This is a genomic window from Nocardiopsis sp. iso_25, from assembly GCF_056173305.1.
The window spans coordinates 5,729,127-5,743,998 of sequence record NZ_CM149667.1 but is presented as its reverse complement, the minus strand read 5'-3'; the positions used below and the strand labels follow the sequence as shown (position 1 = coordinate 5,743,998).

Below are 14,872 nucleotides of genomic sequence, written 5' to 3'. Positions count from 1 at the left end.
GTGTTTCCTTGGGCGTTCGCCCTCACCTGCGCGAACGCGGTCACTCTCCGTTGCGCCCGTGGTCAAACTTCCCGAAGGTCCCTCTCACCCAGGGTCACACTCTTCACCCTGGGCTCATGGTGCTCTCACGTCGGCGTTCCGTAACGTACCGGGTGCCTGAGCCACCCGGAGACGGACCCTCAGACCAGGGCCGTCATGTCCGGGTGTTCCCCGTGCACATCCCGACCCCTGGGAGCGATCCCCCTCGTGAGAAAGCACATCCCCTGGTCCCTGACGGCCGCGACGGCCGCCTCCACCCTCGTGCTGGGGCTGCTGTCCGCGCCCCCGACGCTCGCTGACACCGACCCTCACTCACCCGCCGACCGCACCGTCCCCGTTCCCGACACCTGGGAGCCGGGCGAGGCCAACACCGAACCCGTGGGCGGAGAACCACCCAACGAGCCTTGGTCCCCGCCCGGGGCCGAGAGCGCACCCGAGGCCCAGAACCGTTCGGAAGAACCCGAAACCCGGGTCGGCACCTGTGCGGACGGCGTCAACCGCGGTATCCAGTCCTGGTACCCGCTGGAACGCCACCAGATCAGCGATCGCATGGAACTGGCGGTCAACACCCAGGGCGGCAACCTCGTCGTGCGCCACCGGGACCTGACCGTGGCCGGAACGGGGCTGGACCTGTCGGTGTCCAGCTTCTACAACTCCGCGCCCTCCTACGACGGCTGGACCCTCTCCCACGGCCAGGACGTGGGGCTGAGCATCTTCAGCAACAGCATCATCTTCCAGGGCCCCTCCGGCTACTGCGAAAGCTTCGACATCGCCGAGGACGGCTCCTTCACCCCGCCTGCGGGACTCAACGCCGAACTGGAGGAGTTGGACAACGGCCACTACGCGCTGACCTTCCACCGCGGCGAGTACGAGGACCAGGTGTGGACCTTCAACGCCAACGGGTGGCTGTACTCCCAGGCCGACCGCAACGGCCACACCCACCGGATGCGCTACGACACCGGGGGAGACCTGGCCTCGATCGTGGACACCCAGGACCGGGTCACCACCTTCGAGTGGGACCCCGACGCCTGGGAGCAGCCGACCCGGATCAGCGACCCGGTCGGTGAGACCGCCACGGCCTTCACTTGGAACGGCGACGGCGGCATGGTCGCGCTGACCGACCGCGCGGGCCAGGACATCGAGTTCGGCTACAACGGCGACGGCCTGCTGACCTCGATCACCGACGCCACCGGCGCGGTGTGGGAGATCGCCTACAACGCCGACGACCAGGTCTCCAGCCTGACCGTGCCCGACGGCACCGAGGACGGAGCCACCACCACCTACTCCTACGCCGACGGTGCCTGGTCCAACACCCAGACCACGGTCACCGATCCGGGCGGCGGTGAGTCCACCCTGGAGTTCGACGACCAGGGAAGGCAGACCTCCGCGACTGACCAGGTCGGCAACACCCGCTCCCAGACCTGGACGGCGAACTCGGACGTGGCCACCACCACCGACGCCCTACAAGCCTCGGTGACCTACGACTATGACGAGTTCAACAACCTCATCGGCACCGAACTGCCCACGGGGGCGGCCACCTCGGTCGGGTTCGCGGACACGGCCAACCCGGCCAAGCCCACCAGCGTGACCACCCCGGACGGGGACACGCTGGAGATGTCCTACGACGACGCGGGCAACCTCACCTCCGCCGTCCAGGAGGAGATGGACATCGAGGTGGCCGACATCTGGTACCACTCCAACGGTTTGGTGGAGCAGGTCACCGACGCCAACGGCAACGTGACCAGCTACTCCTATGACCGCGCCGGGAACATGACGGCGATGGACGAGCCGGGGCCGATGGGCACCACCCAATACGGCTACGACGCGCTGTCGCGGGTCACCTCGGTCACCGACGGCAACGGTGTGACCTTGGAGTACGGCTACGACCGGCTGGACCGGATCGTGTCCATCTCCCAGGGCGGCGACCTGCTCCAGGCCATCGCCTACGACGGCAACGGCCGCCAGATCACGACGCACACCGACCAGGCCAGCGTGGAGCACTCCTACAACGGCCGCGGCGACCTGCTCGAAACCGTGCGCACCGACTCGGCCGGAAGCGAGAGGACCACCTACGCCTACGACGCCGCGGGCAACGTCACCGAGATGGTCGAACACGGTAAGACCACGACTTATGGCTACGACGCCGCCTTCCGGCTGACCTCGCTGGTCGACCACACCGGGGCCGAGACCACCTTCACCAACGACGAGAACAACCGCCGCACCAGCATCACCCACCCCGACGGGGCCGTGGAGGAGCGTACCTACGACGACTCCGGGCGCCTGACCGGCATCACCACCACCGGAGCCGCCGACCAGGCCTTGGTAGAGGCCTCCTACTCCTACGACAACGACGGCGCCGACAGCGACCAGCTCCAGTCGCGCACCATCCAAGGGGACACAGAGACCTTCACCTACGACGGTCTGGACCGCCTCACCAGCGACGGCACCACCGACTACACCTACGACGACGCCGGCAACCTGCTCACCGCCGGGGACGAGGAGTTCGCCTACAACGACGCCGACCAGCCCACCAGCGCTCGCGGGGCCGAGGTGGGCCACGACGAGGCCGGGAACATGACCTCCCGGGGTGAGTACGTCTACGAGTACTCGGTGACCAACCAGACGCTGCGCTCCAACGACGGTGAGGGCCAGCTGGCCTCGTGGCTGAGCTACGACACCACCGACCAGACCCAGATGCGCGGCGTCACCGACGTGCACGAGGGAACCCGGGTGGAACGGCAACTGTCCAACACCGCGCTCGGGGTCACCAACATCGCCTCCGAGGGCGAGCGCACCAGCTTCGTGCGCGACCCCGAGGGCCGTCTGGTCTCCATGGTGGCCTGGGACGGTGACGAGCGGTTCCACTACACCCTCGACCAGCAGAACACCGTGCTGGCTCTCACCTCTGAGGGTTCGCAGGCCCAGTCCCCGGACGTGGTCTACGACTACAGCCCCTACGGCGAGCGCACCTCTGAGAGCCTGGAGGGGACCGAGGCGGCGGCGTTGAGCCCGTTCGGGTTCACCGGCGCCTACCAGTTCCAGGATGGGACGGTGCATCTGAACCACCGCTTCCACAGCACGTTCACGCTGGGCTTCACCCAGCCGGACCCGTCCCGGCAGGAGATGAACAACTACGCCTACGCGGCCTGTGACCCCATCAACTTGACGGATCCGACCGGTCTCCTTTCTTGTACTGAACAGGCCATAGCCGGGCTTGCTGTTGGAGGCTTGTTCCTTCTCAGTACTTTCTTCATTGCGAGCACAGGCGGGGCAGCACTATTCTTCATCACTGGGGCAGCCACACTGTGGGGGTCAAGCTTCTATCAGCGAGGTGGATGCCCTCCCGCTGGCCAGCTGCTGTGAAATCGTAAACCAACAAGAAAAGATGGAGAAGCCGAAAAATATTGAAGAGAAAAAAGGGACTGCAACCACTAGAGGCGCTTGTACTTTCCGTGGTGGCACTTTCAGGAGCCTCAGTCAGCTTCCTGTATAGTGCGTGGATTCCTGCAGCAATATTGCTCTGCATCTCCATCGCGTGCATCGTCGTTCTTTTCCTCTCTATCGCCCAGAAGAATACGTCAGAAAAGGACAAATAATAAAATATCGTAAGTGAGATATTTTATCGCTGGCTGCGAGGGCCTGCCTGGAGACCAAAAGTTCCAGTCAGGCCCTCGGCACTGTTTCCGCCCGCACTCGAACACGACGAGAGATCTCGGTAAAGTGTATTTTCCCTTCAGTTCTCCGGGGAGACGTCCGCGTAAAATCCCGGAGGGTGCAACGGTGGTGTCATGACGAGCAAGTTCGGAGTCGGGTAACGCACTTCTGAGAGCCTGGAGGGAACCGAGGCGGCGGCGTTGAGCCCGTTCGGGTTCACCGGCGCCTACCAGTTCCAGGACGGCACGGTGCATCTGAACCACCGCTTCCACAGCACGTTCACGCTGGGATTCACCCAGCCGGACCCCTCCCGGCAGGAGTTGAACAACTACGCCTATGGCATGGGCGATCCGGTCAACAACACCGACCTAACTGGCCTCTACACGATGTCGAACTTCAGGGAAGACGTTACTTTCCTTGTCATGATGGGTGGTGCTGGTGCAGGAGTTGGAAGTGGAATTGGGGCTCTGGCGGCTGGCGTTGGTGCGCCCCCTGGGGCGCTGATGGGTGGCTTCGCGGGCGTGGCTCTCGGAGGAGTTATTATTTTCCTAGACAGAGCTCCGGGGCTTCCGTAGCAGAGTGCTTGGCGGCGCCACTTTAGGCGCCGCCAAGCTTTTACATGAAAAGTCTCTATCGTGGTGGTGCTCTATATTGCCTAAAAACCCCGGGAAGTTCGTCGCCGTGCTCCTGGTTGCATTTTCCCTGATCGGGGGAGCTTTTTTCGTTTTCCAATATCTAGGCGATCGAAATATTGATCAAGTTTATGTTGTAGCATTTATTGCGGTTGTGGTTGTCGGGGTTGTCTGTGTGCATAGGTTGGGGCGTCGCCAGTAGAATCATTGAAGCTGTGAGTATATTTCCATCTATTCTTGAAGTCGGTTTTCTGGTTTTTTCGTTCCAGGGAAAGCTTGCTTCCGGAGAGGTGCTCTTCGAGTAACTCGGGGTGACACTGTGTCCAGCGATCCTGCCAGCGCTCGCACAGCCAACATCGCTTCGGGGGGTAAGCGCACCAGCTTCGTGCGCGACCCCGACGGGCGGTTGGTGTCCATGGTGGCTTGGGACGGTGATGAGCGGTTCCACTACACCCTCGATCAGCAGAACACCGTGCTGGCTCTGACGGCCGAGGGGTCGGAGGCCGAGTCCCCGGACGTGGTCTATGACTACAGTCCCTACGGCGAGCGCACCTCTGAGAGCCTGGAGGGGACCGAGGTGGCGGCGTTGAGCCCGTTCGGGTTCACCGGCGCCTACCAGTTCCAGGATGGGACGGTGCATCTGAACCACCGCTTCCACAGCACGTTCACGTTGGGCTTCACCCAGCCGGACCCGTCCCGGCAGGAGATGAACAACTACGCCTACGCGGCCTGCGACCCGATCAACAACGCTGACCCCAGCGGACTTAGTTTTTGCAGCACGATGTGGGCAGTGGGAGTTACTGCAGGAGCGGTCGCGGCGGTCGCTTTCGCTCCTGTGACCGGTGCGTTGCTGGTGGGAGCTGGTATGTCAGCCGTTACAGCCGGAACGCTTACTGCTGGCGTTGGTATGACCGCGACGTCAGTCGCTTCGGCAGCTGCCATCCCTTCGTTCCTGTGCGGGGCTCATGCCTTTTACAAGGACCTCTAGAGAAAGCAGGTGATCTCCCTTTTTTGAGCTTCTTGCGTCAATCATAATCTGTGCCGTTCTAATTTACATGGTGGCCAGAGTGAAAACTTCAAGGCCGATTAGGAACGTTGATTCCTTGGCTGCTTTGATTCTTCTGATGATAGCAGGCTTCCTGCTTTTCTGGGCCCAGTAGGAGTTTGCTGGACTCTGCGGAACTAATCTAGATTACTGGTTGTGGATGGGGTGCCTCGGCTTTTGGTCGTCGTAATTATTCAGCGATCACTTGACCGGGGGCCCATCTTCCAGTTGTGCTAAATAATGGCACTGATTTCACGCACGATCCGGCACATCTGCATCGAGCCTCTCGGCGATGCGCGTCCGGCAACATTCCAGGACGGCACGGTGCACCTGAACCACCGCTTCCACAGCACGTTCACGATCGGCTTCACCCAGCCGGACCCCTCCCGGCAGCAACTGAGTGACGGCGCTTGGGCTTGCGGATCGACGACCAAGGAAGGGAGCAGGGCACATGGAGGGAAGCTTTCCGAAGGACCCGACCAAGAAGGAGCTTCGCACCCTCATCGGGTTCAGGCTTGTTGGCATAGCCTTTTTCCTCGGCATGGCGGTATGGCGCGCATGGGAGGGTGACTACTTCTGGGCCGCTCTGAGCGTGCTCCTCACGGCCATTCTCTTTGCGGTCTATGTGGCACCCCGCATGCTGCAACTGCGCCGCAAGAAGAAGGAGTGACCTCCGAGGAAGGGGGTGCGGACACGACGGTGCCCGCGCCCCCTTTCCTGTGCGTCACCAGACGCCGCGCAGGCTCCGGGGCGGCTCGGCGTCGAAGGCGGCCCAGACGTGGGTGCCGAGGCCGTAGCGGCGCGGAAAGGCGAAGCTGGCCCACGTGCGGGAGAGTTGACGCACCAGCAGCAGACCGCGCTGGCCCTCCGCCGCCTCCCACTCCTCGTCGGTGCGCTCGGCGGGAATGCGGGGCAGGGTGGGGCCGCCCGCGTCGCTGACGGTCAGGCGCAGCGTGCGTTCGTCGGGCATGGACAGGGTGCGGGTGACCCCCTCCTCCGAACGGGCGTACTTGCAGGAGTTGGCGACGAGTTCGCTGGCCACGAGCTGGACGGTCGCGATCAGGTCGGGGTCGAACCCGGCCAGGTCGCGGGCGAGTTCGGAGCGGACCCGGGCGAGTTCGGACAGGTCGCAGGCGTAGTCGAGGTGTCCCCAGAAGGCGAACGGGCCGGGGACCGGTGCCGGGTCGTGCGCAGACATGCCGGTCATACCGTCACCCCGTCCGCGTACCGGGCCCGAGCGGGCGCGGCGGCGAGGAGGTCGCCGACGGGAACGGGCATGGGAGCCGGGGTCGGTGCCGGGGCCCGTGTCGGGGACGGAACCGGAAGCGGGGCCTGGGCAGGGACGTGAACGGAGCCGTGCGACCACGCGCGCAGTCGAATGACGGCCTCGGCCTGGACGCGGGAGAGGTCGTGCTCGCACTCGCGTTCGCGGGCGGTGTAGTAGGGCCTGACCAGGGCGATGTCGTCGGCCGGGAAGGTCTCCGGGGCGGGTGCCAGGCGGGGAGGGGGCACCGGGCGCGGAGCGGGGCGCGGGGCCCCGCGCTGTGGAGTCGTGGGCCTGCTGGACCGCGCGGAAGCGGGGGCGGGGGCCGGGGCGTAGCGGCGGACCCGGGTGGAACGGCGGCGGACGGCGGCCGAGTGGCGTCCGCGCGCGGGAATGAAGAGGGATGTCACCAGAGCCAGGGCACGGGTGAGAAGGGCAGCGCTAAACTGGCGCATGCTGGCAGGTTCCTTGTCTTAAGAGTTTGCTGTGCTGGCCGTGACCCCGGGCGGTATTTGACCGTCGCGGGGTCTTTCGTGTTCAGTTGTGTGTTCGGAGAAAGGTTAGGGGGTTGGTGGAGGGGTGGAGAACGCTACGGGGGAGTAGAGTTCGGAAAATGTGCGCGGGGGGTGCGTATGCGCTGGTCAGGGTCTTGGGTGGAGAGGGAAAAATCTGGCTGGCCAGGTTTTTCCATTGTCCGGAATGATTGGTTTTGAGGATTTTTTCCTGGGGTCTTTTGGGTAGGAAAAAGCCCCCGGCCGGAGCGGGCGCGGGGGCTGGAGACGGTTAGAGGCGGCTACAGGCCGGAACGCAGGCCGCTGAGCAGCGCCACCCACTGGTCCCCGGGGACGGAGAGGTGTCCGAGTTCGCGGTGGACGGTGTCGCGGACGTCAGCGCCGGAGGCGTGTTCGCGGACCTCGACGCATTGGCTCCCGGTGTTGCTGTAGCTGCTCTTGTGCCACTTCTGCACGGCTTCTCCTCGGCTGGGATCAGACGGCGGAGGTCTTCACTCCACGCAGGAACGATGCCCAGGAGTCGGCCGAGTACTCGATGTGTCCGGCCTCGCGGTGGACGGTGTCGCGGACGTCGGCGCCCGAGGCGTGTTCGCGGACCTCGACGCACTGGCTCCCACTGTCGCTGTAGCTGCTCTTGTGCCACTCGTTGCTCATGATGCTTCCAATTCCTTCAACAGCTGCCGGGACTCTCTAGCGGGCAGCGCGGATGCCAGTCCCTTTCTTACCAGTGACTCCATGCGCGGATGGCTGTCGGAGTCCAGGATGACGTTTCCAGCGATGTAGTCACTGGAGACGGCGACTCCCCCGTCAAACAGTCGGAAGAGTTGGACGGGCGCCGTCACTCCCAGCATGAAGACTCCGGGTGGCAGTAAGTGAACCTCTACCTTGCCCTCGTCCATGAGTCGTAGCAGGTGTGCCGCCTGTTCCCGTCGTACCTGGTCGGGGGTGCAGGCCAGTGCGCTGTGCGGGAACACAGCAGTCACCACCGGGTCGTGGTGATGTTCGCGCAACACTTTGAGCCGACTGCATCGACCGTTGGTCCAGTGGTCGACATCGGCGTCCGAGGCCAAGGGCTGACCGTCCTTGAACACCAGTCGCGCGTAGGACTCGCACTGGAGCAGCCCAGGCACGAGTGCTGGTAACAAGTAGTCGATGGCCACGGCCTGCTCCTGCAACCGGGCCACGTTGAGCTGCCACACCGGCAGTTCCGTCCCCGAGGTCTTCTTCCGCCACGCCTTGAGGAGCCTGCCGTCCGCCTTGAGCATCCGGTCCAGGGCCTCGGCGGTTTCCACGCTGGGCGTGAACTTCCCCGCCTCCCACCGGGACACGGACGCGGGCGAGGTGCCTATGTCGAAGGCCAACTGTTTCTGCGTTCTCCCTGAGAAATCGCGAAACGTTGTGAGCAGGGAGGAGAAGTGATCTTGCGTCACCCTGCACAACTTACAGAGCGGTTGCGCTTCCTGTCATCCGTTCTCCCAAAAACGACAGACGCTGGAGATATCCCGGCCCCTGTGGCGAGGGTGGACGCAGGTCACGAAGCCGCAGGTAATTGCGGCCTGTTCGTGGCTATGTTCCGGAGGATGGTGATTTCAGTTGGGATCAGTGACAAGCATGCAATCGCGTCGAGGCGGTTCGGGTTCGGGTTCCGGTTTCCAGGACGGCGGCGCCGGGCATTTCCCCCTGCCCCGCCGGGGAGTGGAGCCCCGCGACAGGGCGCCCCTGGTGCTGGACCAGCGATGGAGCAGCCTCGGCACCGCGCTCATCATCGCGGGGCGTCCCGACCAGGCCGCCCTGGTGCGCCACAGGGTCTCGGCCCTCTCCGCCCTGCCGCCGCCGGCGAGGGAAGCGGCCCAGGAACTGGCCGGCGAGGTGTTCAACAACGCGATCACGCACACGCGCAGCGGCCTGTCCGGGGGCGAGGTGATCGTGAGCGTGCACCGGCTCCCCGGCCGCGTGCAGGTCAAGATCACCGACCAGGGGCCGATCGGCGAGGACACCGTCACCACACCGTGCGTGCGGCCCCCCGACCCGCTGCGCGTGGGCGGGCTGGGGATGCGCCTGGTCGCCGCGCAGGCCAGCCGGTGGGGCACGCTCCACGAGGGCGGCCGGACCACCGTCTGGTTCGAGATCGACCGGGTTCGGAACGACTCCGACCGCCGCACCGGCCGGGACCCCTCTCGTCCTGACGGGTGACGGACCGGCCCCGTAAGGTGGACGTTGGCGGGTGCTCAAGCGACTGAGTCCGAGCGGAGCGTCGGTGCGTCCCAGCGGAGTCGCCGAAGGGTCAGGGGCGGTGAGCTGATGTCTTCGAACGTTGCGCGAGAGTCCACAGCAGACGAAGAGCCGCTGTTCCCCATGCCTCCGCTGACGGAACAGGCACTGCGTGTCGCGGTCTCACGGCTGGATCTGGCCGCCTCCGTACGGTTCGACTCCGAGTTCCACCAGGTCTGGCAGGAGGCGGTCCAGACCGACAGCACGGTACCGATGCACACCTTCCTCTTCAGATGGGGTGTCTTCGTCGAGCTCCGGCGCTACCCTCGGCGTGCCGAACGCCTCCTGGAGCTGGAGCGAGCGGTCAGTGAAGCCGACAACGCCGATGAGGCCCGGATCGCAGCAGGGGAGATCTCGCAGATGCTCGGTGAAGCCACTCGGCGGGTCAGTCAGTGACCGAGTGGACCTGGGAGTACCTTCCAGACGCGGAACAGGTGGCCGGAGGGCTGGAACGCGTTGACCGAGCCGCCGTCGAACATCTCGCTCAGCGGTTGGCGGACGCCGCCTCGGCGAAGTAGCTGGACGATCCCCCGGTTGAGGACTCCGGGGTGTCGAGGGTGCTCGACCATGCCGAGGGGCGATTGATGGTCTGGTGCCAGGAACACCGGCGGCTCCGTCTCGTCTTCATTCTCCGTGTGCAGTTCTGGCCTGTCGGAGACTCCTGACCGTCCGTGTCGGGTGGAGTCGTCGGTGGTTCGCTTCCGGAGGACGGGCAGGGCGCGGGTCGGCGGGGGTTCCCGGGGAACAGGCATCGCCCGCCTCCCGGGGTTTCAAAATCCGGGCCCGAACCTTGTACCGATTCGCCGGTGACGGCCCCTCCGGCGCACCGGTACGTTCCTCCTGCCAGCACCCACGCGCGGAAGGAACCCAGGTGAACCTCCTCATCACCGGCATCACCACCCAGTCCTCGATCGCCTACGCGATCGCCGAGGAGGCGATGGAGCAGGGCCACCAGGTGATCCTGACCAACCCGCCGGGCAGGCAGCTGTCCATCCTGGAGCGGGTGGCCAAACGCCTCCCCGCCGAACCCGTGGACATCCTGCCCATGGACGTCACCGACCCCGAACAGGTCACCGAGACGGCGGGCAGGGTCGCCGCCCACTGGGACCACGTGGACGGGCTGCTGCACTCCATCGCCTACGCCCCGGGCGACGCGCTGGGCGGCAACTTCCTCAACACCTCCTGGGAGGACGTGGCCACCGCGATCCACGTCTCGGGGTACTCCCTGAAGGCGCTCGCCGTGGGGTTCCGGGAGCTCATGGCCGCCGCTCCGCACGGCGCCGGGGTCGTCTCCCTAACCTTCGACGCCTCCCGGGCCTGGCCGGTCTACGACTGGATGGGGTCGGCCAAGGCCGTGCTGGAGAACTCCACGAAGTACCTGGCCCGCGACCTCGGCGGTGACGGCATCCGGGTGAACGCCATCAGCGCGGGGCCGGTCAAGTCCCTCGCGGGCGGCTCGATCCCCGGGTTCGACCAGATCGCGGACGGCTGGGCCGCGTCCGCGCCGCTGGGCTGGGACACCAAGGACGCCTCCGTGGTCGCCGGTCCCGCGCTGTTCCTGATGTCCCCGGCCGCGCGCGCCGTCACCGGCACGACGCTGCACGTGGACGGCGGGTACCACGCGATGGGCGCGCCGCTGTAACCCGGAGAGCCGACCGGGAGGGGGAAGGCGTTCGCGCTGGTCACCACGCCGGGGGACATTTGCGGACGTTCTGTCTTTCCGCTGAGAGGGCCGTCCCGCGCGTGCTACGGATGGACCCGTCCGCTGCCGGTCCCTCCTCCTTCTTCCCTGGGAATCCCCATGATGACAATGCTGCTCGTCCTCGCCGTCCTGGCCGCCATGGTCGGCGGCGCGGTCCTCGCCGTAGGCAGGTTCCGCGTCGACGACGAATCCTCGGGGGGCGCCGTCAGCGTGGTCGTCGCCCCCTGTGTGCTCGCCCTCTACCTCGCGGCGGCGGCGATGGGTGTGGTGATCGGCTGGGAGAACTTCACCGGTGCCGGGGACGGGCTGACCGAGGAGACGGGCGCGGCCGACGCCCTGTACTGGAGCACCACCACCCTCCCCGCCGACGAGGCGGAGACGGTGCGCCAGCAGCTGCGCGCCTACATGACCGCGGTCGCGGACAGCGACTGGCCGATGATGCGCGCCGAGGGCGAGCTGAGCGAGGAGGGCGACGAGGCCCTGGCCGACCTGGCCGCGTCGGTGCGGGCGCTGTCGGTGTCCGACACCGGCGACGGCCTGGACCGCCTGACCGCCCGTCAGGAACTCGCGGAGCTCAGCGACGCGCGCATCGAACGCGCCGACGCGGCCGGGGACGGCATCCCGTCCGTCCTCAACGGCATCGCGGCCCTGTCCGCCATCGCGGTGGCGGTGCTGCCCTTCGCCATGATCCGGCGGGGCTCGACCGTGGCCTACTTCTGGGCGTCGGCCAACCTGGTGTTCGTGTTCGCCACGATCCTGCTGCTGTTCTACCTGGGCAACCCCTACAACGGGGCCCTGGCGCACGACGCGGGCGCGATCCAGGACGCGCTGGCCGGGTTCGAGCGGATCGACGCCTCACTCAGCCCCCAGTAGGGGAAAGCGGGCCGACGGGCCCCGGACGCGTCCTCGGGGGCCGCGTCCGGGGCCCGTCTCCTGTTTCGGGGCGCGGTCCCGGAGCCGGTCAGCCCGAGGAGCGCGTGGCGGCGCGGCCCGCGCCCGCGGCGACCACGGCGATGACGACCATGAGCACCACCATGGTGCGCATGGGGGTGAAGGCTCCGGCGGCCTGCGGCGCGGAGTGCGGGGAGAGGTCGGCCAGCACCTGCTCCTGGACGGCCCGCTCCACCGGGGGCGGGGCCGAGGGGGACGCCGATGGCTCTTCGGGCTGGTCCGCGCGCTCCTGGGCGGGCTCCGCCGGGTCGGCCTCCGGTCCGGGCGGCGAGGTCCCGGGCTCCTCCGCGGCCGGGGGAGCGGGCTCGCCGGGTGCGGGCGGTGCGGGCTCCCCGGGCTCCGGCTCCCCGGGCTCCGGCTCGCCGGGCGCCGGGGGAGCGGGCGGTTCGGGTTCGGGGTAGCCGGGCTCCTCGGGGGGCGGCTCCGGCTGCCCGGGGCGCGGCGAGCACGGCGGCGCCTCGCCCGCGCGCACCACGACCCGCACACCGTTCGCGCACACCAGGACGTAGGACCCGGGGGAGACGTCCACCAGCGCGTCCGAGGTCTCCACGCGGACCCCGCCGGGGCCCACCTCCACGCGGGAGTTCCCGTCGTCCACGCTGATGCCGGTGCCGTCCGCGTTCACCTCCGGGACGGTGTCCGCCGCGCCGACCAGGGAGGCCGTCTCCAGCGTCCGGGAGTGCGGGTCGTCCGGGGCGAGCGAGGGCGGGGCGCCGCAGGCGAGCAGGAGCGCGCCCGCCGCCAGCAGCGCGGGCAGAGCACGGCGTGAGGGGGGCATGGGACTCCTCGTGTCGCTGTCGGCACTACGGGTGATCGTACGCGGTCAGTCCGGACCCTACACCCGAGAACGCGCCCTCCGCGGCCCGCCCGACACGGAGGTCCCGCCGCCGGTCCCGCCGCCGGAGCCGACACCGGAGTCGGCAGCGGGGGGCACGGCCGTGCGGGTCAGGGGGAGTGCAGGCGCAGCACGGCGTGCTCGGCCCAGTCCGGCGGCCTGGTCAGCCGGGAGACGAGCACCATCGTCCCGAAGGCCAGCGGGATGGTCCATGCCGCGGGCTGTGCCAGCAGCACCGACAGCCACCCGACCGGGGGCGGCAGCAGGATCGACCACCCCACCGCGCCGGTCGCCGTCACGGCCCCCACGACCAGCCCGGACGCGGCCCCGGCCAGCGTCAGCCGCCGCCACCAGATGCCCAGCACCAGCAGCGGGCAGAACGTCGAGGCGGCCACCGTGAACGCCCACACCACCAGCACGTTGATGTCGATCAACTGCGCCGGCAGCGCCAGCAGCACCGCCACGCACGCGCCCACGGCCACCGCCAGGCGCAGCCGCGGCACGCTGCCCTGGAACAGGTCGTGCGACAGCCCGCCCGCCAGGGCCAGCAGCAGTCCGGAGGAGGTGGACAGGAACGCGCCGAACGCCCCCGCCGCCACCAGTGCCGTCAGCACCGTCCCCACCGAGCCCGGCACCGCCTGGGCGGGCAGCACCACCGCGACCGTGTCGGTGCCCTGGAGCAGCACCAGGTGCGGGGTGAGCACCCGCCCGAGCAGCCCGTACACCGTCGGGAACAGGTAGAACAGCCCCAGCAGGGCGATCACGCCCACCGCCACCCGGCGCGCGGTCCGCGCCGTGGGGCTGGTGTGGAAGCGCATGATGACGTGCGGCAGCCCCATGCAGCCCAGCGTGATCGCCAGCAGCGTGGACCACGTCTCGAACAGCGGGTACCCGCCCATGTCCAGCAGCGGCGAACTCCACCGCTCGCTGCCCAGATCCGGCAGCCCCGCCGGGTGCGGGATGGGCGCGCCCTCGGGGAACACGTACTCGGTGCCCGCCTCCACGCTGTGCTCCCCGGCCGCGAACTCCACCCGTTCGCCCCCGGGGGTGGTCACCGTCACCGGCTCGTCCAGGCCGAACCGGGTTCCCACGGTGAACTCCACCGGGGTCGTCTCGGGGAAGTGCGTGCCCCACTCGGGGTTGAGCGCCTCGGCCCGGGTCTGCGGACCGGCGTGCACCACCAGGTAGACCGCCGGGATGGCGATGAAGGCCAGCTTGACCACGTAGTGGAAGGCCTGCACGTAGGTCGCCGACCGCATCCCCCCGGCCGCGATCGAAGCGCTCACCACCAGCCCGGCGAGGAGCACCCCGACCCAGTACGGCGTGCCGCTGACCAGGGCCAGCACCACACCGGCGCCCTTGAACTGGGGCACCAGGTACAGCAGCATGATCACCAGCACCACGCAGCCGCACAGCTTGCGCAGGCGCGGCGCGCCCAGGCGGTACTCGGCGAAGTCGGGCACGGTGAACGCCCCCGACCGGCGCATCGGTCCGGCCACCAGCGCCACCACCGCCACGTAGCCCGCGGCGAACCCCACCGCGTACCACATGGTGCCCAGGCCGTTCTTGAGCAGCAGTCCCGCCAGCCCCAGCACCGAGGCGGCCGACAGGTACTCCCCGGCGATCGCCATCGCGTTCCAGTTGGGGGAGATCCGCCGCGAGGCCACCAGGAAGTCGGAGGTCGAGCGGGCCGCCCGCACCCCGTAGACGCCGATGACCAGACTGGTGAGCAGGACCAGCCCGATCGCCAGGACCGCGATCACCACGTGCGCCCCGCGTCTCCGCCGCCTTCGGGCCCCGGCCTCCGCGCGGGTCCGGCGCCCCGGTCGAACTCCCCGCTGCCGAGTTCCCCGGGACCCGGCTTCTCACGGTCGTGCTCCCCGTGCCCGGGCTCTCCGGTGCCCCTCTCCTCGCGGTCGTGCCCTCCGCGCCCGTGGTCCGGGCCGTGCTTCCCGTGACCGGACCGC

15 protein-coding genes are annotated in these 14,872 nt (G+C 67.7%); 8 read left to right on the top strand and 7 right to left on the bottom strand.

Going from position 1 to position 14,872, the window contains the following annotated elements:
* Positions 1 to 246 precede the first annotated feature (246 nt).
* The 4 genes from AC0VX6_RS24735 to AC0VX6_RS24720 all read left to right on the top strand — a co-directional run bounded on the left by AC0VX6_RS24735 (position 247) and on the right by AC0VX6_RS24720 (position 6,040).
* Entirely contained in the window at positions 247 to 3,402 is a 3,156-nt protein-coding gene (locus tag AC0VX6_RS24735; RefSeq protein ID WP_475466267.1) for an RHS repeat-associated core domain-containing protein, read from the top strand.
* Between the two features lie 491 nt (positions 3,403 to 3,893).
* Entirely contained in the window at positions 3,894 to 4,268 is a 375-nt protein-coding gene (locus AC0VX6_RS24730) for an RHS repeat-associated core domain-containing protein (RefSeq protein ID WP_475466265.1), read from the top strand.
* A 376-nt stretch (positions 4,269 to 4,644) separates the two neighbouring features.
* Positions 4,645 to 5,313, top strand: coding sequence for an RHS repeat protein (locus AC0VX6_RS24725; protein ID WP_475466263.1), 669 nt, complete (start codon positions 4,645 to 4,647; stop codon positions 5,311 to 5,313).
* Between the two features lie 508 nt (positions 5,314 to 5,821).
* Positions 5,822 to 6,040, top strand: coding sequence for a hypothetical protein (locus AC0VX6_RS24720; protein WP_274974886.1), 219 nt, complete (start codon positions 5,822 to 5,824; stop codon positions 6,038 to 6,040).
* A 54-nt stretch (positions 6,041 to 6,094) separates the two neighbouring features.
* On the opposite strand, the gene AC0VX6_RS24715 is transcribed toward AC0VX6_RS24720, so the two are convergent.
* From AC0VX6_RS24715 to AC0VX6_RS24695, 5 genes are all read right to left on the bottom strand, one after another.
* Positions 6,095 to 6,577: an ATP-binding protein gene (locus AC0VX6_RS24715; RefSeq protein WP_475466261.1), complete on the bottom strand. Its 483-nt coding sequence runs from the start codon at positions 6,575 to 6,577 to the stop codon at positions 6,095 to 6,097.
* On the bottom strand, positions 6,574 to 7,089 hold the full coding sequence (locus tag AC0VX6_RS24710) for a hypothetical protein (protein ID WP_475483702.1): 516 nt from the start codon (positions 7,087 to 7,089) through the stop codon (positions 6,574 to 6,576). The genes AC0VX6_RS24715 and AC0VX6_RS24710 overlap by 4 nt, the downstream gene beginning before the upstream one ends.
* Positions 7,090 to 7,427: 338 nt before the next feature.
* Complete coding sequence (locus tag AC0VX6_RS24705) at positions 7,428 to 7,601, bottom strand: DUF397 domain-containing protein (protein WP_274974883.1); 174 nt, start codon at positions 7,599 to 7,601, stop codon at positions 7,428 to 7,430.
* 19 nt (positions 7,602 to 7,620) lie between these two features.
* Positions 7,621 to 7,800 carry a DUF397 domain-containing protein gene (locus AC0VX6_RS24700; protein WP_274974882.1) on the bottom strand — a complete coding sequence of 60 codons (180 nt, stop codon included), beginning with the start codon at positions 7,798 to 7,800 and terminating at the stop codon, positions 7,621 to 7,623.
* On the bottom strand, positions 7,797 to 8,576 hold the full coding sequence (locus tag AC0VX6_RS24695) for a helix-turn-helix domain-containing protein (protein WP_444961352.1): 780 nt from the start codon (positions 8,574 to 8,576) through the stop codon (positions 7,797 to 7,799). Before AC0VX6_RS24695 ends, AC0VX6_RS24700 begins: the two co-directional genes overlap by 4 nt.
* A 181-nt stretch (positions 8,577 to 8,757) precedes the next feature.
* On the opposite strand from AC0VX6_RS24695, the gene AC0VX6_RS24690 reads away from it, so the two are divergent.
* The 4 genes from AC0VX6_RS24690 (at position 8,758) to AC0VX6_RS24675 (ending at position 11,992) form a co-directional block, all read left to right on the top strand.
* Positions 8,758 to 9,339, top strand: coding sequence for an ATP-binding protein (locus tag AC0VX6_RS24690; RefSeq protein ID WP_475466257.1), 582 nt, complete (start codon positions 8,758 to 8,760; stop codon positions 9,337 to 9,339).
* 162 nt (positions 9,340 to 9,501) lie between these two features.
* A complete protein-coding gene (locus AC0VX6_RS24685) occupies positions 9,502 to 9,813 on the top strand; it encodes a hypothetical protein (RefSeq protein ID WP_475466255.1) in 312 nt (103 codons plus the stop codon).
* A gap of 475 nt (positions 9,814 to 10,288) precedes the next feature.
* A complete protein-coding gene (gene fabI / locus AC0VX6_RS24680) occupies positions 10,289 to 11,059 on the top strand; it encodes an enoyl-ACP reductase FabI (protein ID WP_475466254.1) in 771 nt (256 codons plus the stop codon).
* Positions 11,060 to 11,218: 159 nt separating this feature from the next.
* Positions 11,219 to 11,992 (top strand): bestrophin-like domain, encoded by a 774-nt coding sequence (locus tag AC0VX6_RS24675; RefSeq protein WP_274974878.1) that lies wholly within the window; start codon positions 11,219 to 11,221, stop codon positions 11,990 to 11,992.
* Between the two features lie 88 nt (positions 11,993 to 12,080).
* On the opposite strand, the gene AC0VX6_RS24670 is transcribed toward AC0VX6_RS24675, so the two are convergent.
* Together AC0VX6_RS24670 and AC0VX6_RS24665 are read right to left on the bottom strand one after the other, a co-directional pair.
* Positions 12,081 to 12,848, bottom strand: coding sequence for a hypothetical protein (locus AC0VX6_RS24670; protein WP_475466253.1), 768 nt, complete (start codon positions 12,846 to 12,848; stop codon positions 12,081 to 12,083).
* A 167-nt stretch (positions 12,849 to 13,015) separates the two neighbouring features.
* The gene (locus tag AC0VX6_RS24665; protein WP_475466251.1) at positions 13,016 to 14,671 is read right to left on the bottom strand and encodes a sodium/solute symporter; all 1,656 of its coding nucleotides are present in this window, start codon (positions 14,669 to 14,671) and stop codon (positions 13,016 to 13,018) included.
* Positions 14,672 to 14,872: the final 201 nt, after the last annotated feature.

Bases quoted from the DNA above. Each gene is read 5' to 3' on its own strand.
- AC0VX6_RS24720 (WP_274974886.1), top strand. From the start codon at position 5,822: ATGGAGGGAAGCTTTCCGAAGGACCCGACCAAGAAGGAGCTTCGCACC.
- AC0VX6_RS24715 (WP_475466261.1), bottom strand. From the start codon at position 6,577: ATGACCGGCATGTCTGCGCACGACCCGGCACCGGTCCCCGGCCCGTTC.
- AC0VX6_RS24710 (WP_475483702.1), bottom strand. From the start codon at position 7,089: ATGCGCCAGTTTAGCGCTGCCCTTCTCACCCGTGCCCTGGCTCTGGTG.
- AC0VX6_RS24700 (WP_274974882.1), bottom strand. From the start codon at position 7,800: ATGAGCAACGAGTGGCACAAGAGCAGCTACAGCGACAGTGGGAGCCAG.
- AC0VX6_RS24690 (WP_475466257.1), top strand. From the start codon at position 8,758: ATGCAATCGCGTCGAGGCGGTTCGGGTTCGGGTTCCGGTTTCCAGGAC.
- AC0VX6_RS24685 (WP_475466255.1), top strand. From the start codon at position 9,502: ATGCCTCCGCTGACGGAACAGGCACTGCGTGTCGCGGTCTCACGGCTG.
- AC0VX6_RS24675 (WP_274974878.1), top strand. From the start codon at position 11,219: ATGATGACAATGCTGCTCGTCCTCGCCGTCCTGGCCGCCATGGTCGGC.
- AC0VX6_RS24670 (WP_475466253.1), bottom strand. From the start codon at position 12,848: ATGCCCCCCTCACGCCGTGCTCTGCCCGCGCTGCTGGCGGCGGGCGCG.